The sequence below is a fragment of the Duganella dendranthematis genome (genome assembly GCF_012849375.1).
Lineage (GTDB): Bacteria > Pseudomonadota > Gammaproteobacteria > Burkholderiales > Burkholderiaceae_D > Rugamonas > Rugamonas dendranthematis.
The window spans coordinates 4,863,196-4,886,674 of the sequence record NZ_CP051684.1; the positions used below are offsets into that span (position 1 = coordinate 4,863,196).

General features: G+C 63.3%; 21 protein-coding genes. 11 read left to right on the forward strand and 10 right to left on the reverse strand.

From position 1 onward, the window contains the following. Positions 1-39: 39 nt before the first annotated feature. The 3 genes from HH213_RS22450 to HH213_RS22460 are packed head-to-tail and all read right to left on the reverse strand — an operon-like array spanning position 40 to position 2,462. Entirely contained in the window at positions 40-807 is a 768-nt protein-coding gene (locus HH213_RS22450) for a LytR/AlgR family response regulator transcription factor (RefSeq protein WP_217363456.1), read from the reverse strand. Then, the gene (locus HH213_RS22455; protein WP_169113696.1) at positions 795-1,913 is read right to left on the reverse strand and encodes a sensor histidine kinase; all 1,119 of its coding nucleotides are present in this window, start codon (positions 1,911-1,913) and stop codon (positions 795-797) included. The genes HH213_RS22450 and HH213_RS22455 overlap by 13 nt, the downstream gene beginning before the upstream one ends. Before the next feature lie 54 nt (positions 1,914-1,967). Beyond that, positions 1,968-2,462 carry a nuclear transport factor 2 family protein gene (locus HH213_RS22460; RefSeq protein WP_199240518.1) on the reverse strand — a complete coding sequence of 165 codons (495 nt, stop codon included), beginning with the start codon at positions 2,460-2,462 and terminating at the stop codon, positions 1,968-1,970. 387 nt (positions 2,463-2,849) lie between these two features. Here HH213_RS22460 and HH213_RS22465 point away from each other — a divergent pair, with 387 nt between their 5' ends. From HH213_RS22465 to HH213_RS22480, 4 genes are all read left to right on the forward strand, one after another. Continuing rightward, positions 2,850-3,704: a LysR family transcriptional regulator gene (locus HH213_RS22465; RefSeq protein WP_110848324.1), complete on the forward strand. Its 855-nt coding sequence runs from the start codon at positions 2,850-2,852 to the stop codon at positions 3,702-3,704. A gap of 87 nt (positions 3,705-3,791) precedes the next feature. Further along, positions 3,792-4,160 (forward strand): cupin domain-containing protein, encoded by a 369-nt coding sequence (locus HH213_RS22470; protein WP_169113697.1) that lies wholly within the window; start codon positions 3,792-3,794, stop codon positions 4,158-4,160. Positions 4,161-4,346: 186 nt separating this feature from the next. Further along, on the forward strand, positions 4,347-6,290 hold the full coding sequence (locus HH213_RS22475; RefSeq protein WP_169113698.1) for an arylsulfatase: 1,944 nt from the start codon (positions 4,347-4,349) through the stop codon (positions 6,288-6,290). Next, the gene (locus tag HH213_RS22480; protein WP_169113699.1) at positions 6,290-7,303 is read left to right on the forward strand and encodes a formylglycine-generating enzyme family protein; all 1,014 of its coding nucleotides are present in this window, start codon (positions 6,290-6,292) and stop codon (positions 7,301-7,303) included. The genes HH213_RS22475 and HH213_RS22480 overlap by 1 nt, the downstream gene beginning before the upstream one ends. 11 nt (positions 7,304-7,314) lie before the next feature. Here the strand turns inward: HH213_RS22480 and HH213_RS22485 are convergent, their stop codons facing one another. Together HH213_RS22485 and HH213_RS22490 are read right to left on the reverse strand one after the other, a co-directional pair. Further along, positions 7,315-7,977 (reverse strand): DUF2459 domain-containing protein, encoded by a 663-nt coding sequence (locus tag HH213_RS22485; RefSeq protein ID WP_169113700.1) that lies wholly within the window; start codon positions 7,975-7,977, stop codon positions 7,315-7,317. Positions 7,978-8,032: 55 nt separating this feature from the next. After that, on the reverse strand, positions 8,033-8,932 hold the full coding sequence (locus HH213_RS22490; RefSeq protein ID WP_110848320.1) for a LysR family transcriptional regulator: 900 nt from the start codon (positions 8,930-8,932) through the stop codon (positions 8,033-8,035). Positions 8,933-9,037: 105 nt separating this feature from the next. Between HH213_RS22490 and HH213_RS22495 the strand changes: the two genes are divergently transcribed. From HH213_RS22495 to HH213_RS22515, 5 genes are all read left to right on the forward strand, one after another. Next, positions 9,038-10,204, forward strand: coding sequence for a mandelate racemase/muconate lactonizing enzyme family protein (locus tag HH213_RS22495; protein WP_169113701.1), 1,167 nt, complete (start codon positions 9,038-9,040; stop codon positions 10,202-10,204). 161 nt (positions 10,205-10,365) lie between these two features. Continuing rightward, positions 10,366-11,757, forward strand: coding sequence for a C4-dicarboxylate transporter DctA (gene dctA / locus HH213_RS22500; protein ID WP_169113702.1), 1,392 nt, complete (start codon positions 10,366-10,368; stop codon positions 11,755-11,757). After that, on the forward strand, positions 11,754-12,716 hold the full coding sequence (locus tag HH213_RS22505; protein ID WP_169113703.1) for a 2-hydroxyacid dehydrogenase: 963 nt from the start codon (positions 11,754-11,756) through the stop codon (positions 12,714-12,716). The genes dctA and HH213_RS22505 overlap by 4 nt, the downstream gene beginning before the upstream one ends. A 91-nt stretch (positions 12,717-12,807) precedes the next feature. Beyond that, positions 12,808-15,063 carry a TonB-dependent receptor gene (locus HH213_RS22510; protein ID WP_169113704.1) on the forward strand — a complete coding sequence of 752 codons (2,256 nt, stop codon included), beginning with the start codon at positions 12,808-12,810 and terminating at the stop codon, positions 15,061-15,063. Positions 15,064-15,076: 13 nt separating this feature from the next. Then, the gene (locus HH213_RS22515) at positions 15,077-16,483 is read left to right on the forward strand and encodes an arylsulfatase (protein WP_169113705.1); all 1,407 of its coding nucleotides are present in this window, start codon (positions 15,077-15,079) and stop codon (positions 16,481-16,483) included. Here HH213_RS22515 and HH213_RS22520 read toward each other — a convergent pair. Continuing rightward, positions 16,480-17,442 (reverse strand): formylglycine-generating enzyme family protein, encoded by a 963-nt coding sequence (locus HH213_RS22520; RefSeq protein WP_169113706.1) that lies wholly within the window; start codon positions 17,440-17,442, stop codon positions 16,480-16,482. The genes HH213_RS22515 and HH213_RS22520 overlap by 4 nt on opposite strands. A gap of 120 nt (positions 17,443-17,562) precedes the next feature. On the opposite strand from HH213_RS22520, the gene HH213_RS22525 reads away from it, so the two are divergent. Beyond that, complete coding sequence (locus HH213_RS22525) at positions 17,563-18,213, forward strand: hypothetical protein (RefSeq protein WP_169113707.1); 651 nt, start codon at positions 17,563-17,565, stop codon at positions 18,211-18,213. A 57-nt stretch (positions 18,214-18,270) separates the two neighbouring features. Beyond that, the gene (locus tag HH213_RS22530; RefSeq protein ID WP_110848312.1) at positions 18,271-18,912 is read left to right on the forward strand and encodes a VTT domain-containing protein; all 642 of its coding nucleotides are present in this window, start codon (positions 18,271-18,273) and stop codon (positions 18,910-18,912) included. Between the two features lie 2 nt (positions 18,913-18,914). On the opposite strand, the gene HH213_RS22535 is transcribed toward HH213_RS22530, so the two are convergent. From HH213_RS22535 to HH213_RS22550, 4 genes are all read right to left on the reverse strand, one after another. Continuing rightward, positions 18,915-19,187, reverse strand: a complete 273-nt coding sequence (locus tag HH213_RS22535; RefSeq protein ID WP_169113708.1) for a hypothetical protein — start codon at positions 19,185-19,187, stop codon at positions 18,915-18,917. Positions 19,188-19,272: 85 nt separating this feature from the next. Continuing rightward, positions 19,273-20,586: a c-type cytochrome gene (locus HH213_RS22540; protein WP_169113709.1), complete on the reverse strand. Its 1,314-nt coding sequence runs from the start codon at positions 20,584-20,586 to the stop codon at positions 19,273-19,275. Beyond that, entirely contained in the window at positions 20,583-22,781 is a 2,199-nt protein-coding gene (locus tag HH213_RS22545) for a xanthine dehydrogenase family protein molybdopterin-binding subunit (RefSeq protein ID WP_169113710.1), read from the reverse strand. Before HH213_RS22545 ends, HH213_RS22540 begins: the two co-directional genes overlap by 4 nt. Beyond that, entirely contained in the window at positions 22,778-23,284 is a 507-nt protein-coding gene (locus HH213_RS22550) for a (2Fe-2S)-binding protein (RefSeq protein ID WP_110848308.1), read from the reverse strand. Before HH213_RS22550 ends, HH213_RS22545 begins: the two co-directional genes overlap by 4 nt. Positions 23,285-23,479: the final 195 nt, after the last annotated feature.

The following is a 23,479-nucleotide window of genomic DNA, read 5'->3' on the forward strand; positions in this document are numbered from 1 at the left end:
TTCGGGCGGATCGTCAGGCGTGACAGGCCTCAGGTAGCGTCACAGGGGCTGCCCCAGGCTGCGCTCCAGCGCCGCGCGGTAGGTACGGCTGATTTTGCGGCGCGCGCCATCGTTCATCCATATCGCGAATTCGCCATGTGACAGGGCTTCAAGACGCATGATGCTGTCGATATTGACAATCAGGGAGCGATGCACTCGAACGAAGCGTGCAGGGTCCAGCTGGCTTGCCAGGTCGGACAGTGCAATCCGGTGGAGCAGTTCGGTGCGCTTGACATGCAGGATGACGTGCACGCCGGCGCTTTCAATCCAGTCAATGTCCAGCACACGCACGAGCTGCGTCGCGCGCTGTGACCTGACGATCAAGCGTTCCAACCAGACGGGGGCGACCGACGCCTGTTGCGACGCCAGCATCCGAAAGATGTTTGCGCTAACCGCCCGCAGTTGCCGGTCCGCCATCGCCTGACGCGCCCGTGCCAGTGCAGCGTGGAAGCGTGCATCACTGTAGGGTTTGAGCAGATAGTCGAGTGCGTTCGCTTGAAAAGCGCTGACCGCATGCTGATCCCACGCTGTCACGAAAATCGTCAACGGCAGCTGCGCCGCACCCACTGCCATGACCATGTCAATACCGGTCAATTCCGGCATCTGCACGTCCAGCAGCAACAAATCCGGCTTCCAGTCGATAACCATCTGCAGCGCCACTCGTCCGTCGCTTGCTTCGCGGACCTCGGTAACCCCGGCATCTTCACGCAGCAGGTTGTGCAAACGCCGGCGGGCCGGTGCTTCGTCGTCGGCAATCAGTATACGCATGGGTTCAAGCATGGGCTTAGTTGTTGTATCAGGCGTAACGGCAAGCGCGCGGTCGCGATGGCGCCACCGTCGGCATGGTTGGCCAGCGTCAGGCTGGTTGTACCGTCAGCGTGCAGTCCCTGGAGGCGTTCGCGTGTCAGCCGTAGACCAAGGCCATGGCCGCCGGGCGCCAGCGCCTCGGCGCCGAGACCGATACCATCGTCGCGCACGGTGATCATCAGATCGCGCCCCAGCTGCCGGGCTGAAATCGTGATGCTGCCACTGGCTGCACGGCGTGAAATGCCGTGGCGGATGGCATTTTCGACCAGCGGCTGCAGTAGCAGGCTGGGGACGGCTGCATGGCGCACATCGTCCTCCACGTGTACGGCGACGCGCAGCTTGTCGCCGAATCGGATGGCCTGGATCGACAAATACCGGTCGAGAAATCCCAGCTCGTCGGCGAGCGGAATTTCGTGGCGGCTGCGCGGATCGAGCGACACGCGCAGCAGGTCGCCAAGATGCTCGATCATTTGCCGGGCCTCCGCCGGTTCATCCTGGATCTGCGCCGAAATTGTGTTCAGGGTGTTGAACAGGAAGTGCGGATCGAGCTGCAGACGCAGCGCATGCAAGCGTGCCTCTGAATAGCTGCGTTCGATGCGTTCCATGCGCAGTTCGGCCGCCGCCATGCGCCCGTGCGATTGATAGGCCCACCAGCCGCCGACAATCAGGCCATACACCAGCATCGACCACAAAATACCTTCGCCCGCGCTGCGGGTAAACAGGTCAATCCCGGCCAGGCGTGACCATGGGTCCAAGCCGAGTATCAGTGCCAGCGGCGCCGCCAGCAATGCGCGCACGTACACCTGGATCACGCAAAATACAACGCCGAGCATTAACTGCGAGGCCAGCCGGAGGGAGGCCTCGGCGCTGCTGAACCGCAGGCGCACATCCAGCGCAATGATCAGCGGGACCAGCAGTCCCCACGCCCACCAGTGCGTCAGCGCCTGAACCAGCGGTGCGCGCCAGTCCGGGCCGTTATTCAGCACCGGCAGCGCGAATACGACGCCGACGCAGGTCCAGAAGAGGGCGGTCGCCGGCAGGCGCCAGCCGGGATAGTTGTTCGACATGATGTGGAGCGACTTGACGAGATTGCGTAACGTACGTGCATTGTATGCCAGTGCTTATTTGGGCGCACCGTTCGAGGAATACGTAATGGCGGCGATGCGCCATCCGTCGCTGCCTTTGACGAGTTGCCATGCTTCGCTGCCATGATTCTGCGCTTTGCCATCGACCCAGAACACGAAATCAAAATACACCGCAGCAATCGTGCCATCGCTGTCGACATGCAGTTGCGTGTGAGTGGGATTAAAGTTTGACCGCGTGGTCGAAACCAGGTTGGCAAACGCGGCCACGGTGGCGTGCCGCACCTTGGCCGCATCGGGCGATTTTAAGCGCGCCGCCGCATAGGCCTCGTCGGACAACACGTTGAGCCACAGGCTGGCCTGCGGCAGAAACAAGTCGATCATGCGTGCACCATCGTGATTTACCACGGCTTCGTGGTAGGCATCCATTACGTGTTGGACGTCGACCGTGTCGGACGCCAGGTCTGCTGCGAAGAGGTTGGCGCTGAACATCAGCGCGATGACACCGCAGGTCATCTTTGAAATGTCGTACACGGATAGGTCTCCCTGATGGTCGCCACAGCCAGGGCGGGATGCGCTGGCCGCGCTGCGTGTAAGGACTATAGCAATCGCCGGGCAGACAGCCGTCCCGATGTTGCGAAACGGATTTTTCTGGCACTCAGCAGGATGATGTCGGCACCAAGCGGCATGGAGGTTGTTGCAGTTCTCGTCGAAATAACTCGGCGCGCACGGCTTGTTGCGGACCGGATTATGGCCAGCTTTCACCGCTCCAAAGGCTTGTGTCTCATACGGATCCGCTGTGCTGTCGCTCCCTTGGTTGTCACGCTGTCATTGTTTTAACTCGTCCATCAGTGTCGAGGCATTGCAGGAGGAGCTCCCAGCTGTTTATACTGCCCACAGTAGGAATTCTCATCAGACTCCATGCCGCCTTCACGTCACCTTGATCTCCAACTTGTTCGTGCCTTCGTCGCGGTAGCGCAATCCGGCAGCATGACTGTCGCTGCCAGGCGGCTGCACGTGACGCAAAGTGGCTTGAGCCATCAGATTAAGCGTCTGGAAGACGCGATCGGCTGTTGCCTGCTGGACCGCGATGCGCGCGGCTGCCGGCTAACTGCCGAGGGGGCGCTATTCATCGAGCGTGCTCATCAGTTATTGGCGCTCAACGACCTGATTTTCGACGAGGTTGGCGCAGTGACTGCACCCGCGACGTTATGCATCGGTGTGCCGCACGACATGGCCGGCGCGCATTTCGCACCGATTCTGAAAGCCTATGCCCAGCGTCATCCGGTGGTCGATGTTCGTATTTTCACGGGGTCGTCAGTGGACTTGATGGAGTTGTTTGCTGCAGGAAGCCTCGATCTCACGCTGAGCCAAGTTCCAGACGCGCAGGCCGTCGGGGACCGGCTAGCGCTCGAACCGCTGGTCTGGGTGGCCGGACCAGGGGATTGCGTGATGCAGCGTCCGTTGCCGCTCTGCTTTGTGACGGTCACCTGCACGTTCCGTAAGACCGTATTTCCGCTTCTGAGCCAGGCCGGTATTGAGTGGCGAATGGTGTTTGAAAACGCGTCTGTTGAAACGACGCTGTCAACTGTGCAAAGCGGCCTCGCCGTGACACCCTGGCTGCGCTCGTTGGTGCCGGACGGCCTCAGTGAGGTTGCGGCCGACGCGAACTTGCCTCAGCTGCCGGACTTCGCGATAGAGCTGAATATAAAGCAGCGGCCAAGCAAGGCAGCGCTCGCCATGGCAACGGTGATTCGCGAACATTACAGGGCATGAAGAATCGTAATGGCGCCATGACAAACATTTGATAGGCCGCGATCCTTGTTTCCGGTACCTTGATGTCTTCAATCAAGGAGCTTCAAAATGACGAGTATCGATCCAATTAATATCGAACAGGCCTTGGCCAGCGTGTCCAGTTACTGGACGCCGAAGGTGGTCGGCCGCGTGAACGACCAGTATGTGAAGGTCGCCAAGCTCAAGGGCGAACTGGTCTGGCATGCGCATCAGCACGAGGATGAAATGTTCTTGGTGGTCTATGGAACGTTGAAGATCCAGCTGGAGGACCGGGAGGTCGTACTCAAACCTGGCAGCTTCTATACGGTGCCCAAGAATGTCCGGCATAACCCGGTCGCCGAAGAGGAGTGCGGCATTGTTCTCATTGAGACCGTGACCACGTTGCATACGGGCGACGAACTGGTCGCGGGAACGGTCGCCATCGAAAAACAACTGTAGCCGACCCGACGGCGCAGCGAACCGCTGGCTTCACTTCCGGTTTCGCTGCAGATTTTTCCGACCGCAGACAAGAAGAGAATTCAAGCAGTGATATATCCGTTGCGCGCATGAGGTAACGCGAAATGCTTCGTTTGTTATCTCCCGCCCAACAATTATTCTTTGCACATTTCGACTGCAAGGAAATCCATGACACTCGCTCCACGCATACAGCGCGCCGTGCAACACGGCATGCTGGGCCTCTCCATCACCAGCGCGCTGATCCTGGCTGGCTGCGGTGATTCCGCTGCACCGCCGGAGATCGCCGCGGCGCCAGCCCCCGTCGTCAAGAAAAAGCCCAACATCCTGTACATCATGGCTGACGACCTCGGCTACTCGGACATCGGCGCCTTCGGCGGCGAGATCGAGACGCCGAATCTGGACGCGCTGGTCAAACAGGGCCGCTTGCTGACCAATCACCACACGGGCACCGTGTGCGCCATTACGCGCGCCATGCTGGTCTCAGGCACCGATCACCATCTGGTCGGCGAAGGCAATATGGGCGCGCCGAACGACGAGCGCAAAGGCTTGCCTGGCTACGAAGGCTTTCTGAACGAAAGCGCGCTGTCCTTCGCCCAGCTGCTGCGCGACGGCGGCTACCATACCTACATGGCCGGCAAGTGGCACCTGGGTTCCGCCATCGCCGGCGGAGCCGTCACCACCGCCGGCAAGACGCCTGACCAGTGGGGCTTCGAGCACAGCTACGCGCTGCTGGCCGGCGCCGCCAGCAATCACTATGCGCACGAAAAAGAAGGCTCCAGCAATTACACGGAGGATGGCAAATTCGTGCAACCGGGGCAGCCGGGCCAACCAGGCGGCACGGGCGCGGAGCCGTTCTATTCCACCGATTTCTACACCAAGCGCCTGATTTCCTATATCGACCAGCATAAGGCCGACGGCAAGCCGTTCTTCGCCTACGCCGCCTACACTTCGCCGCACTGGCCGCTGCAAGTGTCGGAGCCGTGGCTGTCCAAGTACAAGGGCAAATACGATGCCGGCTACGACGCCGTGCGCAACGCCCGCATCGCCCGTCAAAAGCAGCTGGGCCTGGTGCCGGCCGACTTCAAACCGTACGAGGGGGCGCCGGAAACCCTGGCGGCCACGCCGGCCACATCGGGCTACGGCAAGGCTGGCGCCAAATACATCAACGCCAACAATGGCGTGGCGCAGGGCTACACGGAATACGGCGCAGGCAAGGTGAACAAGAAGTGGGGCAGCCTGACGGCGCTGGAGAAAAAGGCCCAGGCGCGCTACATGGAAATCTACGCCGGCATGGTCGATAACCTCGACCACAACATCGGCTTGCTGATCCAGCACCTGAAGGACATCGGCGAATACGACAACACCTACGTCATGTTCCAGTCCGATAACGGCGCCGAAGGCTGGCCGATCGATAGCGGCGCCGATCCGAAAGCGACCGATGAAGCCAACGCCACCGAGCCGGTCTATTCCGCGCTGGGCACCGACAATGGCGCGCAAGCGGCCAAGCGGCTGCAATATGGCTTGCGCTGGGCCGAGGTCAGCGCCACGCCGTTTCGTCTGACCAAGGGCTACGCCGGTGAAGGCAGCGTCTCCACGCCGCTGATTGTCAAGCTGCCGGGACAGACCGCGCGCCTGCCCAACCTGAGCGCGCTGACGCACGTGACCGACAACACCGCCACGTTCCTGGCGCTGGCCGGCATCCCCTTGCCGAGCGAGGCCGCACCGAAGGCCGTCGACGCCGCCGGCGTGGACCACAATCTGGGCAAGGTGGTCTACAACGGCCGCAACGTCTATCCGGTCACTGGCAAGTCCTTGCTGCCGCTGCTGGAGGGCAGCGTGCAGGCGGTACGCAGCGATCCGCTCGGACACGAGTCCTACGGCCGCGCTTTCCTGATCAGCGGCGACGGCAAGTGGAAGGCCTTGTGGAACGAGCCCCCTGTCGGCGCGCTCGACGGTCACTGGGAGCTGTATGATTTGACGCATGACCGCGGCGAGACCAGCGACGTGTCGGCGCAAAATCCGGCCGTCACCAGCGGCATGGTGCTGCAATGGCAGCAATTCATGACCCATGTTGGCGGCGTCGAACCGCTGAAGCCGCAAGGCTACTACTGATGTCTCTGATACATCGTGGCCTGCGCCTGACGCTAGGCGCCGGCGTGGCGGTGCTGCTGGCGCTGCTGGGATGGCTGTTTCTGCTCAGCGTCAGCGCGGTGCTGACCGGTGCACCACCGGCCCCGGCGTTGGGCAACGAGCAGTCCTGCGCCGCCTACAGCGGCTTGCCGGCTGGCTGGGGCAAGGATGCGCATGCCGGCATGGTGCGTGTCGCTGCCGGAAGTTTCGTCTTCGGCAGTGAGCGCGGCTACGCCGACGAGCGGCCGGCGCAGCCTGGCCAGGTCCGCGTCAAGAGTTTCTGGATCGATCGCACCGAAGTCACGCAAGCCCAGTTCGCCGCGTTCGTGGCTGCCACCGGTTATGTGACGGACGCCGAAAAGCAGGGCGCCGGCGTGGTATTCCATACGCCGACCGCCGAGGAGCTGACGCAGCGGCCCTACGCCTGGTGGTCGTTGCAGAAAGGTGCGCAATGGCGCGGCGCGCAGCCGGCCGGCGGCCATCTGCCGGTAACTCTGGTCACGCAGGCCGATGCACTGGCCTACGCCCGCTGGCTGGGGAGGGATCTCCCCACCGAAGCCGAATGGGAGTATGCGGGCAAGGCCGGCCGTAGCGACGACCAGCTCGACACCGCGCCAACCGATGCGCAAGGCAAGCCAACCGCCAACTATTGGCAAGGCTCGTTTCCATTGCTGGACGCCGGCGCAGACGGCCATGCCGGCCTGGCGCCGGTCGGCTGTTACGCGGCCAACGGTTTTGGCTTGTATGACATGATCGGCAATGCCTGGGAGTGGACGTCCGATCGCTACACCGGACCGCGCCATCCGCATGCCAACGGCGACACTGCCGTCGCGGCCGGGGCGGCGCACGCGCCCGATGCCGCGACGGTGATCAAAGGCGGCTCGTTCCTGTGCGCGCCGGACTACTGCGTGCGCTATCGGGCTTCGGCGCGCGAGTCGCAGGAACGCAATCTGGCGGCGGCCCACATCGGTTTCCGGACGGTGCGACGGGAGTGATGCGCGTGCAGTTATTCCGGCCGGGCGGCGGCGCGATCTGCCTGTTGCAGTTCAGAGATGCGCCGGGCTTGCTCGAAGACGCTGCGCGCGGTCAGATTGAAGCCGGAGACCGGCAGTTCCGCCGCGCGTAGCGCCCCCACCACCCACGAGTTGCAGTTGTTGAGCAGGCTGTAGTTGCCGGTGCCCTTGTAAAACAGATTAAGGTTGGCCAGCCGCTTGCCGAGGTAGACGGGCTTGCCGTCAGCGCCGGTCGCGATGCTGTGATCGATGTAGGCGACCAGCTGCTCGTAGCCCCGCTCGGTGATCGCGAGCGGAATGCTGTCGCCCGGCGCCACGCCCAGCGGCGGATTGGTTTCGCGCCCGCCGGCTTGCAGAGCTGGGTAGTCGGACGCCACAAGCGCCTTGACCGCTTGCGACACGCCCGGATCGTCCTCGACAAAATATCCACCGTCGCCCCAGCCGATCAGCATGTATTTGTGATCCTTGAAATCCTGCGCCAGCTTGGTGCTGCGGGCGAGGATGTCTTGGCCGTCAAACAGCAGCGCCGTATGCCAGCCGTATTGAATCACGTGGATGGTGTGCGGCGTGGGTTCCTGCGGCAGGTCATAGCGGCTTGGCGTGCCGGCGCAGGCGGCCAGCAGCAGTAGCGGGGCCAGGAAGGCGATCGATCTCATAGAGTAGGGCATGCGTGAAAGGTCGGCAATTCTACCGCAGGCAAAGGCGTTGGTTTCAGGCCCTGCCACGGAATTCCTCGACAATAAAATCGATAAACGCGCGCACCTTGGCGGGCAGGTTGCTGCGGCTGAGGTAATACAGGTACAAGTCCGCATCCGGCAGCGAGTAATCGGTCATGACCTCTTTCAGGCGCCCGCTTTGCAGATATTTGGCCGCATCCCACTCGGACCGCTGCACAATCCCGTGGCCATCGAGCGCCCAGTTCATCACCACGTCGCCGTCATTGCTGGAGACGGCGCCGCGCACCTTGACCAGCTCCACCGTCTTGCCCTTCTGAATGCGCCAGGTGCCGTACACGTCATCGTTCTGGCGGTGCAGGATGCAGCGATGGTGGTGCAGCTCGGCGGGCTTTTGCGGCTCGCCGGCTTTTTTCAGGTAGGCTGGCGAAGCGCACAGAAAGCGCCGGTTGGACATCAGCTTGCGCGCCGTCAGTCGGGTATCCGGCAGTTCACCAAAGCGGATCGCCAGGTCATACGCTTCCTCCACCAGGCTGATCGGACGATCGGTCAGGTGCAACTCCACTTCCACCTCGGGATAGGCATGTGCGAAGCGCGACAGGATGGGGGCGATGTGGGTGCGGCCGAAACCGGGCGTGGCATTGACCCGCAGCAGCCCCTTCGGCGCGGCGCGGCCGCTGGCCACCGACTCTTCCATTTCCCGGATCTGGTGCAGGATCTGGGAGGCCTGGGCCAGATAGGTTTCCCCTTCATTGGTCAGGCTGATGCGGCGCGTGGTGCGGTTGACCAGCCGCACGCCGAGCTTCTGCTCCATCAGGCTCAGGCGCTTGGTGACGGCCGGCGGCGTCACGCCCAGCTCGCGCGCGGTGGCCGTCATGCTGCCGGATTTGGCCAACAGCACAAAAAAAGCCAGGTCAGGGGCGGTTTCAATTTTCATTTAAAGTGAATAAAGGTTTCAATCTAAGTTAATTTTAGCAGTGAAATTCAAGAGTAAGCTACCGCATGCGCTAAACACAGCCATCTACTCATCTGGAGACCTACCATGAAAATTGTTGAAATCCGCGAAAAGACCGTCCCGATCAGCTCCCCCATCCGCAACGCTTACATCGATTTCAGCAAAATGACGCTGAGCCTAGTGGCGGTGGTGACCGACGTCATCCGCGATGGCAAGCCGGTGATCGGCTACGGCTTCAATTCCAATGGCCGCTACGGCCAGGGCACCCTGATGCGCGAACGTTTCATTCCGCGCATCCTGGAAGCGGACCCAGCCTCGCTGGTCAGCGATGACGGCAGCAATCTCGATCCGCACAAGATCTGGAATTGCATGTTCACCAACGAAAAACCGGGCGGCCACGGCGAGCGCTCGGTGGCCATCGGCACCATCGACATGGCGATCTGGGATGCGGTCGCCAAAATCGAAGGCAAGCCGCTATTCCAGCTGCTGGCCGACCGCTACGGCAACGGCACGCCGGACCGCAAGATCTTCGTCTACGCCGCCGGCGGCTACTACTACCCGGGCCAGGACCACGGCAAGCTGAAGGATGAGATGCGCAGTTACATCGACCGCGGCTACACGGTGGTCAAGAAAAAAATCGGCGGCGCGTCGCTGGACGAAGACCTGCGCCGTATCGACAGCATCCTGTCAGTGCTGCAGGATGGCCAGAAGCTGGCGGTGGACGCCAACGGCCGCTTCGACCTCGACACCGCGGTCCAGTACGCCAAGGCGCTGTCACAGTACGACCTGTTCTGGTACGAAGAACCGGGCGATCCGCTCGACTTCGAGTTGCAAGCCACGCTGCGCAACTACTACAAGAACCCGATGGCCACCGGCGAAGACCTGTTCTCGATGCAGGACGCGCGCAACCTGATCCGTTACGGCGGCATGCGCGCCGACCGCGACTGGCTGCAATTCGACTGCGCGCTGAGCTACGGCCTGGTGGAATACCTGCGCACGCTGGACATGCTGCGCGAGCACGGCTGGTCGCCGGAGCGCTGCATTCCGCACGGCGGCCACCAGATGTCGCTGAACATCGCGGCCGGCCTGGGCCTGGGAGGCAACGAGTCCTATCCGGACCTGTTCCAGCCATACGGCGGCTTCCCGGACGGCGTCAAGGTCGACAACGGCTACATCACCATGCCGGACCTGCCGGGCATCGGTTTTGAAGGCAAAGCCGACCTGTACGCGGAAATGCGCAAGCTGGCGGAATAAGCCGGCAGCGATCGTGCAGTGACAATGCGAACAGTCGCAGAACTGGTGCATTGCCCGTGGTACCACCCACAGAACGCCGCCCAGGGCGCAAGCGTTATCCCGCTTGCCGGCCCTGCGCGCGCGTTCGCCCAATGATTCTGTTTCGCTGGAGGAGACCCCCCATGAGTGCGCAACGCTTTAAGAAACTGGCATCCACGCTTTACATTCAAGTCATCGTCGGCCTGACCGCCGGCATCCTGCTCGGCCACTTCTATCCCGACATCGGCGTCGAGCTGAAACCGCTGGGCGACCTGTTCATCAAACTGATCAAGATGCTGCTGGCGCCAATTATCTTCGCCTCGGTGGTGGTCGGCATTGCCCGCATGGGCAGCGTCAAGGAGACTGGCCGGGTCGGCGCCAAGGCCATGATTTATTTCGAGATCTGCTCGACCATCGCGCTGGTGTTCGGCCTGATCGTGGTCAATGTGATGAAGCCCGGTGTCGGCATGAACATCGATCCGGCCCACATCGACACCGCCTCGATCAAGTCCTACACGCAAGCGGCCGAGCACAACACCACGCTGGAATTCCTGATGAACATCGTGCCGAACAGTGTGGTGGGCGCTTTCGCGCAGGGCAATATGCTGCAGATTATTCTGTTTTCGCTGTTGTTTTCGTTTGCGCTGAACCGTCTCGGCCGTAAAGTGGCGCCGCTGATCGACGGTCTCGATATGTTCTTGCACGGCATGTTCGGCGTGGTGCGGATTGTCATGCACCTGGCCCCGATCGGCGCCTTTGGCGGCATCGCCTTCACCATCGGCAAATACGGCATCGGCACGCTGAATTCGTTTGCGGAACTGATGATTGCGGTGTATCTGACCTGCTTCCTGTTTGTGGTGCTCGTGCTGGGGACGGTGACGCGCTATTGCGGCGTGCCGCTGTGGGGCTTCCTGAAATACATCAAGGATGAAATCCTGATCGTGATGGGCACCGCCTCGACCGAAGCCGTGCTGCCGCAAATGATGCTGAAGATGGAGGCCATGGGCTGCCAGAAGAAAATTGTCGGCCTGGTGCTGCCGACCGGCTACACCTTCAACGCCGACGGCACCGCCATTTACCTCACCATGGCGGCCATTTTCATCGCGCAGGCCACCAATGTCGACATGACCATCTGGGATCAGCTCGGAATTCTGGGCGTGATGCTGCTGACGTCCAAAGGTTCGGCCGGCGTGGCCGGCGCCGGTTTCGTGGCACTGGCGGCGACGCTGGCGTCGATGCACAAGATTCCGCTATCCGGCCTGGTGCTGCTGGTGGGGATAGACCGTTTCCTGAATGAAGCGCGCGCCGTCACCAACCTGATCGGCAACGGCATTGCCACCATCGCCGTGGCGAAGTGGGAAGGGGCGCTGGACGTGGAGCAGATGAAACTGGCGTTCGCCGCCGCTGCCGCAGGCCACGAATTGCCGCTGCCGAAGCCGGTTGAGCCGGCCAGCACCGCGCCGGTAACGCTGGTGAGCGACCCTTCCGCGCGGCGCGTGGTGGACGCGATGGCAGAGCGCGGCGGCGCAGCATGACGCCCCGCTTGCTGTGCGCGTCGCCGCTGTTGCCGGCGATTGCCGACCGCGCCCAGGCCGAGTTTGACGCCATCACCTGTCAGCAAGGCCAGCTGTCCGCACCGCAAATCATGGATGTGCTGAAGGAACAGCCTGCGGTGCGAGCGCTGCTGATTTCCAGCCGCATCCGCTTCGATGCGACGGCGATCGCCATGTTGCCGCCGCAAATCGGGCTGATTGCGACGTGCAGCGTGGGCTACGACCATATCGACCTCGCCGCCGCCAGGGCGAAAGGCATTTTCGTCACCAACACCCCGGACGTGGTCACGGAAGCGACCGCAGACCTGACCTTGTTCCTGATGCTGGGCGCCTTGCGCCGTGGCCGGGAATACGCCGCCATCATGGAACAAGGATGGCGCCAGCGCTTCGGCCTGGGCGATATGCTGGGTCTGGATTTCCATGGCAAGACGCTGGGCATCATTGGCATGGGGCGGATCGGGCAGGCGGTTGCGCGGCGGGCGCGGGCGTTTGGCGTCAAGGTGCTGTACCACAACCGCACGCGCTTGCCTGCGGAACAGGAGCAGGGCGCCAGCTATGTCGACGATGTGCGCGCCATGCTGCCGCATTGCCAGATCCTGTCGCTGCACGCGCCCGGCGGTCCGCAGTCGGACGGCCAGATCGACGCCGCCATGCTGAATTTGCTGCCGCGCGGCGCGGTACTGGTGAATACCGCCCGTGGCGGGCTGGTCAATGAAGACGACCTGCTTGCCGCCCTTGGCAATGGTCAGCTGGCCGCTGCCGGGCTGGATGTGTTCCGTTCCGAGCCGGAATACGACCTGCGTTTCCAGCATCTGCCGAATGTGTTCATGACCCCGCACATGGGCACGGCGACGGTCGAGACCAGGGCTGCCATGGGCAACCGCGCGCTGGACAACGTGATGGACGCATTGGCCGGCCATACGCCTCGGGACGCCTTGTAACGGTCCTGGCAAAATAAATTCCTCATGCCGCTGACGCTTTTGACTTCTCGTTGCACAAGAGAGGTATCAACGACAGCCATGAGGATTACCGATGTTCCATACGCTTCAAAAGACGACGCTCGCGTTGGCCGTGCTGGCCAGCCTCCCGGAGACCGCCGCTGCCCAGGTCGCCGCATCGTCAGCGCCGATTTCCACCGTAACCGTCGCCGCCACCCGCCGTACTGACGCGGCCGACGACGATCCGCGCCGTACGCCAACCTCGGCCTACCGCATTACCGGCGAACAATTCGATCAAAAGAACGTTCACTCGCTGGAAGACCTGCAACAACTGGTGCCGGGCCTGAATGTGCAGAGCACCGACCCGGCCGACATGCAGATCACCATCCGCGGCGTGGGCGATGGCGGCGGCCAGACCAGCGGCGAACAGAATATCGGCATGCCGAGCAGCGTGGCGATTTATGTCGACGGCGTCTACCTGGCGCGGCCGGGCATGCTATCGGGCCTGAACGATCTCGCTTGGGCGGACGTGTTGAGCGGCGCGCAGGGCACGATGTTCGGCGCCAACGCCACCGGCGGCGTGCTGGACCTGCACACCAAGGAACCCACCTTCGTGCCGGAGGCGTCGATTTCGGTGTCGGCCGGGCAGCACAATGATGAGCGGGTGACTGCAATGTTGTCCGGCCCGCTGTCGGACAACTGGGCGGGCCGCCTGAACCTGATCAGCAACGGCAGCGATGGCGCCGTCACCAACCTCCGCAACGGCCACAACCTCAATGGCGCACGCTCGAACGGCGCCCGTGGCCAGTTGCTGTACCGCGACGGCGAACGCTTTAAGCTGCGCCTGTCGGCCGACTACAACAACAGCAACAGCGAGCCGACCCAGGTGCTGGTCGCCACCCACACGGTCAACGGTGTGGACACCTATCTGGCGCGCTCCAAAGCGGTCGGCAACAACGTGGTGTTCGGCCCTAACGTCGATCTGGACGACGAGACGCACACGCATATCCTGCAAGGCGGCGCCTCGGCGCTGGCCGAGTGGCAGCTGGACAGCGGCTGGCGCCTGCGTTCGGTGACCTCACTGCGCTACTTCCACTCGGCGCCATCGCTGGCGGACTACCAGTCAGTGCAGATTTATTCCAACAGCGGCTTCCAGCAGCACGACCGCAGCTGGTCGCAGGAACTGCGCGTGGATTCGCCCACCGGCGGCCCAGTCGATTACGCCTTCGGCCTGAGCTACCTCGGCCAGAAGCTGGACATTACGGCGCACACCTACTATGCCGACACCACGCTGCCGGATATCTGGCTGGGCACCGCCGCCGGCGTCACCCGCAAGCTCGACGTCATCCGCCTGGGCCTGCTGCGTGACCGCTCGCTGTCGCCTTTCGTGCAGGGCACCTGGCACCTCCATCCGGACGTGGACGTCACGGCCGGCGTGCGTCTCAACCACGACGAGCGCGGCGGCAGCTTCATCCGCTACAACCGCCAGCCCTTCAATTCCGGCTACCTGGAGACCACCAACAATCTGCCATCCGGCACCGTGGTGGCGAGCTGGCGAGCGGCGCCGGGCCTAAGCAGTTACGCAGCCTTGTCGTACGGCGAAAAATCCGGCGGCCTGAATATCTCGTCGGGCGCGGCGGCGCAGGCCGGGCTCGATTCGCTGATCATTAAGCCGGAACGCGCCACCAGCGGCGAGCTGGGCATCAAGGCCGATTTCGACAACAAGCGCCTCAACCTCAAGGCAGACCTGTTCGCCACGCAGGTGCGCGACTTCCAGACCCAGGGCTACGACGCGGTCGACCAGCAAGTCTATCTGCTGAACGCCGGCGCTTACATCTCGCGCGGCGCCGAGGCCACCGTGCACTGGGCGCCCAACCGCAGCTGGCAGTTCGACGCCGCCGCCGTCTTCAACGATACCTACTACACCGACTACGACCAGGCCCGTTGCCCGCCGGAGATCCTGCTGGGGGCCAAGCCGCCCAAATCGTGCAGCCTGAACGGGCAACGCGTGTTCAACGCGCCACGTGTGACGGCCAACGTCGGCGCGCGCTATGAATGGACCACGGGCGGCTTGAAGAACTTCGTCTCCGGCCGCTATGCGTGGCGCAGCTGGATGTACGGCACGGTGGACGATTCCCAGTTCTCGCGCGTGGACGGTTATGGCCTGGCGGCGTTCGCGGCCGGAACCTCGGGCAAGACCGAGCGCGGTGAATGGAACGCCTCCATCTGGCTCAACAACGCCTTCGACCGCACCTACTACAAGCGTCTGGTGAACAATGAATACGGCTCGGTGACCGGCTACCTGGGCGATCCACGGACGCTGGGCGTCACGCTCGGCTACCGCTACTGATAGGAAGGACATCATGATCCGTCGAGAATTCATCCTCAGCGCACTGGCCGCGATTGCCGCGACGCCAGTGTTTGCCGCGCCGCTGTCAGGCGCACGCCGTCCCAACATCATCTTCATCTTGGCCGACGACATGGGCTATGGCGATACCGCCATCTACGGCCAGCGCAAGATCGCCACGCCGAATATCGACCGGCTGGCGCGCGGCGGCATGCTTTTTACGCAGGGCTATGCGGGCGCACCGGTGTGCGGGCCGTCGCGCTGTTCGCTGATGACCGGCCTGCATACGGGCCACACGCGCATCCGCGACAACACGTCCATCGGCGGTGGCAAGCTCGGCACCAAGGGCGGCAGCCCGCAGCTGTGGCGCCGTCCGAACCTGCTGCCGGAAGACCGCACGGTGGCGCAGTATCTGCAAGCGGCCGGCTACCGTACCGGCCTGATGGGCAAGTGGCATCTCGACGGTTTCGACGCCAACGCTACACCGTCGAAATTCGGTTTCGACGAATTCAAGGGCTGGTTGATCCAGCATGACACCACGCCAGGTTACTGGCCGGCGCAGCGTGTGCATGGCGACAAGCTGGTCGATATCCCGGAAAACGCCAACGGCAAGCATGGCCGCTACGAGCCGTTCATGGTGACCGAGGATTCGCTCGAGTTCATCGAACGCCACAAGGACGCGCCGTTCTTCCTATACGCGGCTTACAACAGCCCGCACTCGCCGTACACGGCGCCGGATTTCGGGCCATATGCCGACCGCGCCAGCTGGGCCGATGACGAGAAATACTATGCGGCGATGATTCACTATCTGGACCAGGGCATTGGCAAGTTGCTCGACAAGCTGGCCAGCGCCGGGCTGGAGCAGGACACAGTGATCTTCTTCGCCTCCGACAACGGCCCGCGTTCGGAGCCGACGGTGCAGCAGACCCGCGTCGCCGACTTCTTCGATTCCAACGGCGGCCTGACCGGCTACAAGCGCGATATGTACGAAGGCGGCATCCGCGATCCGTGGATCGTGCGCTGGACCGGCAAGATTCCGGCCGGCGCCGTCAGCGATGTCCCGGTATATTTCCCCGACTTTCTGCCGACTGCGCTCGACCTGGCCGGCGCGCCGGCCGAACGCACCGACGGCGTCAGCCTGAAGCCGCTGCTGGTTGATCCGCATAGCAAGCCGGCCGAGCGCTTCATGTACTGGGAATTCTACGATCCGGAATTCCGCCAGGCGGCGCGCTGGGGCAAGTGGAAGGCGGTGCGCCTGAAACGCAACGGGCCGCTCGAACTATACGACCTGGAGCGCGACCCGAAGGAGAGCCGGAACCTGGCCGCCAGCCATCCGGACATCGTGGCCCGCATGGCGGAGGGCATGGCGCGCGAACACGTCGCGTCTGTCGAGTATCCGGACCCGGCGCCGGGCAAGAGCTAGGGCAGGGGACGCGTGCAGCGGAAGCCGATGTTGGACGCTGCACTGTCCGGCGTGTTGCGCGTGCGCGCCGCCTGACGGTAGCGGTTGCAATACGAGAGGTGGCACAGGAAGGAGCCGCCTTTCATCACGCGCGCGTCGCCGCTTGGCGGGCCGAGTGGATCGCTACTCGGCGCGGCGCTGAACGTCGTGTGCCAGAAGTCCAGGCACCATTCCCAGGTGTTGCCGGTGACCGAATACAGGCCGTGGCCATTTGGTGGGAAAGCATCGACCGGGCTGGTGGCGGCGTAGCCATCGGCGGCCGTATTCACGTCCGGGAATTCACCCTGCCAAACGTTGCACAGGTATTGGCCCTGTGGATTCAGTTCATCGCCCCACGGATACAATTTTTGCTCCAGGCCGCCGCGCGCGGCGTATTCCCACTGCGCCTCGGTCGGCAAGGCGCCGCCGCTCCAGGCCGCGTACGCCATGGCGTCGTTCCACGATACATGCACCACCGGATGCGTCAGGCGCTCGGCTATGCTCGATCCCGGTCCCTCCGGCGCGCGCCACGACGCGCCGTCTACCAGACACCACCACGGCGCTGCCGCCAGCGTGTCCGTCACCAGTTCGTCATAACGGCCTGCGGGGATCTGTCCTTGGAAAACGAAGGAGTTGCCATAACGTTCAGACTCGGTGACATACGCGGTGGCGCGCACGAACTCGGCGAAATCGGCATTGGTGACCGGATAGACGTCGATGGCGAACGGCGATAGCGCGACCGGCCGCACCGGGCCTTCGCCGTCGCCGCGATTGGCGCGCTCGTAGTCCGTGCCCATCAGGAAGGTCACGGCGGGGTAGGCGACCGTGGCCCGCTGTGCCGGCGCGGCTGCTGGCGCGATTGCCGGTGCTGCTGTCAGGATGTCGGTACATGCGCGCGACGCGGCGCAACAGGGTTTCAGGTCAGGCGTGGAAGAAGTCATCTGTGAAGTATAGGCCGCCCCTGCGCAGTGATTTCAATCGTGTTGCTATAAGTATATTCTTTCAGCTTATGATGGCGTCCTCCGCGGCGGTGCCGCAGTTCGCTGAAGGTAACGATAAAAATGACTAAACGTTTGCTGTATACCATTGTCTTGGCGATGCTGAGCTGCGCCAGCGTACACGCCGCTGATCTGGAGTTAAGCGACTGCGACATCCTGATCGGCAAAAAATCCAACGTCGAGTACAAGGACTGGCTCAAGACCAACCATAAGCAAGCCGAAGCGGGCGACCGCGACGCTATTCGTCTGCGGGCGATGGAGGCCCATAATCGCCTGGCTTGCTATGAGGAGAAACTCACCGGCAACAACGGCTGGGGCATGATCGTCACCTCGTCGGATGGCACGTCGGAAACCAAGCTGCCGCCCGGCATCACCAATATTCGCAAGCAGCCGGCCGCGTGGCGCGCGCTGAATCAGGCGGTGCAATACGGCCACCAGGCCGGCGCGTTCGACGTTGGCCAAAAAGGCGCGGTGGCGGAACTGGTGGCGCGCTACGCGGCCGACTTGCCGCAGCAGCTGGAATCAGCTTACGCAGATGCGGCCGGCGTGTACGAATATGACTGCGTACTCAAGCGCCAGTTCGGCCGCCGCGATCGTGCCGCCGGTTGCGCTTCTTCGCGCACCGCGCGGGCGCAGCTGATTCCGCTGGTGGCACCGGAGCGTCGCCAGATGCTGGATGCCGCCGCGCACCTGTGGGCAAAGCAGCTACGTTAACCCTCCGTTAATATGTTTTCCATTACAATTGATGAAACTTGATTAAGGACGATTGTGATGGAAGAGTTTCTGGCAACCCTGATGGCATGGTTCATCCACCTGGATGCGCATTTGCTGGAGCTGATTGATGCGCATGGCGACTGGGTCTACCTGATTCTGTTCCTGGTGATTTTTATTGAAACCGGCGTGATCATCATGCCGTTCCTGCCGGGTGATTCGTTGCTGTTCATCGCTGGCGCGCTGGCGGCCAAGGGATTGCTCGATCCGTTGACGCTGTGCGTGCTGTTGTTCGTCGCTGCTGTGACAGGGGACGCGCTCAACTTCAGCATCGGCGCATGGTTCAAGCGGCGGGCGCTGGACACCAGCAAGATCCCGTTCGTGAAGGCCGAGCACATTCAGCACACGCAGAATTTTTTCACCACGCACGGCGGCAAGACCATCATTCTGGCGCGCTTCGTGCCGATCGTACGCACGCTGGCGCCGTTTGTAGCCGCGCTGGGTTCGATGCCGCGCAAGGTGTTCTTCACCTATAACGTCACCGGCGGCTTCCTGTGGGTGGGTAGCCTGCTGGCAGCCGGCTATTTGTTCGGCAATATCCCTTGGATCAGCCGCAACCTGACGGCGGTGGTGCTGGGCATTGTAGTGCTGTCGATCATGCCGGCGGTGGTGGGCTGGCTGCGTTCGCGCCGCGTGGCGTAAAACTAGGCGCGAGCGCGGCGCAGGTGAGGGCGGAACAAGACCCGCCCGATAATCCGTAGCGAGATCCCCTGCGCGCAGAGAAAATCGACCGCCGCATTGCTACCTCTAAACAGAAGATAACGGACGCCTTCATCGATGATGGCTGCCGCGCGCTCGTTTTGCCGATTCACCACGCGCAACATCGGCGCATGCGACGGCGGTACGGCCGGCGCGTGGAAAGCACGCTGGCGTACCGGCAGGATGTGGGCAACAAGGCAGAAGTCTGTGCGCGTCATGATGACACCAATAACAAGAATACCGCCATGCTACGCCCACCAAGCGCGACCGGATGTTCGCTAGCGCTCGTTGGGCCTGCACCGCTCAGTCCTTGCGCTGCGCTGCCACCGCCTCGGCCGTCACCTTGCCCTGCTTGCCGCCGAACTGGAAGATCACGTAATTGCTTAGCTGGGCGATTTCGGCATCGGTAAGGGTGCTGAAGGCCGGCATGAAGACGTCTTCCGTGCCGATGCGCATTTTGCCGCCATGCAGAATCATTTGCGTGACGTTGCGGCCGCTTGGATCGTTGACCGAACGCGCGCCGAGCAAGGCGGCATATGGCGTTTGCGGTCCCTGGCCATTCCACTGGTGACAGCTGGCGCAGCTGCCCTCGAACAGTCTCAGCCCGTTTTGCAAGTCGGCCGGTGTGTTGGCGGCCGGTGTGTAGGCGGTTGAACTGGCCACAGTGTCCGGCTTGGGATTGACCATGACCGGATGCTCGCCCTTGCGCGCCGGGATACTGCGCAGGTAGGTGATCAAGTCCTTGGTGTCCTGCGGGTCCAGATACTGCAGGCTGTTGTCCACCGCTTCGCCCATTGGTCCGGAGGCGGGACCGTGGCCGGCGGCGTGGCCAAAGCGCAGGTACTGGTACAGGTCGGCGTCGGTCCATTTGCCGATGCCGTACTCCGGGTCGGACGTGATGTTCGGCGCCTGCCAGCCGTTGATGATGGCGCCGGCCAGTTCGTTGCGATGCTCCAGCGCGAAGCCGATGTTGCGCGGCGTGTGGCATTCGGCGCAGTGGGCCAGGCCGATCGCCATATAGGCGCCGCGATTCCATTCGGCCGATTTGTCGGTGGATGGCTTGAAACGCTCGCTGCGGAAGAAGGCGGCGTTCCAGAAACCCATCGCCCAGCGCTGGTTGAACGGGAACGACAAGCCCGGCTCTGGCGTGGCCTGCTCCACTGTCGGCAAGCTGAACAGATAAGCCTTGATGGCCAGCACATCGTCGCGGCTCAGCAGCGAATACGAGGTGTACGGGAAGGCCGGATACAGGCGCTGGCCATCATGGCGCACGCCTTCATGCAGCGCGCGTACGAAGTCGTCGTCACTCCAGTTGCCGATGCCGGTTTTCTTGTCGGCCGTGATGTTGGACGAGTACAGCGTGCCAAACGGCAGCTTGAACGGCAGCCCGCCGGCAAACGGCTTGCCGCCGGCCACCGTGTGGCAGGCCACGCAGTCGGCCGCGCGCGCCAGGTATTCGCCGCGCACGATTTGCGGCGCGGTCGCCAGCGCGCCGTGCAGCATCGGCGCGGTGCCGGGCGAGGGATCGGGACGCGTCAGCCAGACATAGGCGGCGACGCCGATGGCGGCCACGCAGACCGGGATCAGGAGCAGGCGGCTTTTTTTACTGAACTTCATGCTGCACCGCCTTTCTGCGCCAGCTGTTCTCGTCTTATCGGCAGTTCCCGCAGGCGCACGCCGGTGGCGGCGAAGATGGCGTTGGCCAGCGCCGGTGCGGCAATCGCAGTGCCGACTTCGCCGATGCCGCCGGGCGCTTCGCTGCTGTGGACGATGTGGACTTCGACATTGGGCGTTTCGTTCATGCGTATCATGCGGTAATCGTTGAAGTTGCTTTGCTGGACGGCGCCATGTTCGATGGTGACTTCGTTGTACAGCGCCGCGCTCAGTCCGAACAGCAGTCCGCCCTGGACCTGCGCCTCGATCGAGCCGGTGTTGACCGGCACGCCGCAATCGACCGCCACCACGGCGCGCCGCAGCCTGACGTCGCCCTGCGGGCTGACTTCCACCTCCACCATCGCGCACACCTTGCTGCCAAACGGCTCACCCAGCGCGACGCCGCGTCCGACGCGTGGCGGCAGTGGTGTGCCCCAGCCCATCCTGGCGGCAGCCAGATCCAGCACCGCCGTACTGCGCGGATTGTGGCGCAACAGCGCTTTGCGCCACGCCACCGGATCGGCTTTCGCGCGGTGCGCCAGTTCGTCGAAGAAGCTCTCGACCACGAACAGGTTGTGCAACGCGCCGACGCCGCGCCACCAGCCGACCACCAGACCGGGCGGCATGTCGTGGCGCACCCATTCGACCTTGAGGTTGGGCACGGCATAGGGCAGGTCGGCCGCGCTTTCGACGGCGTCGCGATCCAGCCCATCTTTGCGCATCGCGGCCGGCGCCCAGCGGCCCAGCACGGTGCCGCTGCAGATGCGGTCGCCGAACCAGACCGGCTTGCCTTGCGCGTCCACCACGGCGGAAATCACGTCGTGGTACATCGGCCGCACGATGTCGTGGCGGATGTCTTCTTCGCGGGTCCAGATGATTTTCAGCGGGTAAGGCGCCAGCTTGGCAAAGGCGACCGCCTGTTCGATGTAGTCGGTTTCCAGCCGGCGGCCGAAACCGCCGCCCAGGTATTGCGGATGCAGGATCACCTTATCGACCGGCAATCCAGTTAGCTTGGCGGCAGCCGCCACCGCGCGTGTCGGCACCTGGGTACCGGCCCAGATCTCGCAACGCTCCGGCGTGACGTGGACGGTGGCGTTGAGCGGCTCCATGGTCGCGTGGGCCAGCATCGGCATCTGGTAGGTGGCCTGCACCAGATCGCCTTGCGGCTTGCTGCCGACTTCGCGTCCGACAATGGCCTTGCCATTGGCCTGGCTGTCGGCCAGACCGGCGCGCAGTTGTTTGGTGTTGAGGTTGGCGTTGATTCCGTGGTTCCAGGTGATGTCCAGCAGTTCCATGCCGCGCTTGGCGGCCCAGAAATGCTGTGCCACCACGGCCACCGCATTGTCGATGCGCAGCACGTCGATCACGCCGTGCACGGCGCGCGTCTTGCGGTCGTCGACGCGCACCAATGTGCCGCCGCGCGTCGGGCAGGCCTTAACGGTGGCGATGCGCATGCCGGGCACACTGACGTCGATGCCGAACTTGGTCAGCCCCAGCACTTTGTCGGACGAGTCAAGGCGCGCCATCGGTTTGCCGATCAGGCGGAAGTCGCTCGGCTGCTTCAGTTTCACGTCGCCCGGATCAGGCAACTTGCCGGCCGCTGCCGCCACCTGCGCATAGCGCAGGCTGCGGCCGGATGGGCGGTGCGTGATAACCCCGCGTTCTACCTCGCACGTGTCCGGCGCCACTTTCCATTGGCTGGCCGCGGCCGACACCAGCAGCGCGCGCGCCACCGCGCCGGCCTGGCGCAATTCGGCAAAGGTGCTGCGGGTACTGGTGGAGCCGCCGGTGATCTGGCCCCTGAGCAGTTTCATGCCGTACAGCTCCTCATTGGGCGGCGCGTGTTCGATCTGGATCTGGTCCAGGCCGACATCAAGTTCCTCCGCCAGCAGCATGCTGGAACCGGTGTAGATCGACTGGCCCATTTCCACCATCGGCATCACCAGCCGGATCGCGCCGCTGGTGTCGATGCGAACGAAGGCGTTGGGAGCGAAGGCCGGTGCGCCATCGGCGGCAGCGGCGGCGGCGTCGCCCGGCTGGCGGTGCGCGCTCATCATCGCTACTGCGGCTTTCGGCGTTGCCATCATGACGAAGGCGACCGAGAGGCCGCCGGCTCTCAGCAGGCTGCGACGCTTGGCGGAGTGGAGATCGGCGCTCATTTCCGTCCTCCCACGGCGCTCACCGGAATGGCTTGCGTGACGACGATCTTGCCGGTGGCGGCTTGCTTGATGGCGGCGCGGATGCGTACGTAGGTCGCACAGCGGCAGATGTTGCCGGACATGGCGGCGTCGATGTCGGCATCGGACGGCGACGGATTGCGCTTCAGCAGCGCGGCGGCCGACATGATCTGGCCGGACTGGCAGTAGCCGCACTGGACCACGTCCACCGCCAGCCAGGCGTCCTGGATGCGCTTGCCGGCGTCGGTGGCGCCGACCGCTTCGATGGTGGTGACTTCGCGCGTGCCCACCGCTGAAATCGGCAGCACGCAGGAGCGCACCGGCTCGCCGTCGAGGTGCACGGTGCAGGCGCCGCACTGGGCGATGCCACAGCCGAACTTGGTGCCGGTCATGCCGATCACATCGCGGATGGCCCATAGCAGCGGGGTGTCGCCATCGATGTCCACCACATGCTGGCGGTCGTTGACCTTGATCGTAAATGACATGAACTGCTCCTGAAGAAGTGGAAAAACTCTTTTTAGGCTAGCAATATTTTGGCGGCGTGATAACTGGCTATTAGCAATAAACCGTTGTGCGCCTTTTGCACAAGCCGCGTATCCCCGACTACGTGTGGACGCCTATCTTTGTGGAGGTGGTCAGGTGCGGCCGGGTTTGCTAGCATGGGGACGGCCACGAAAGGG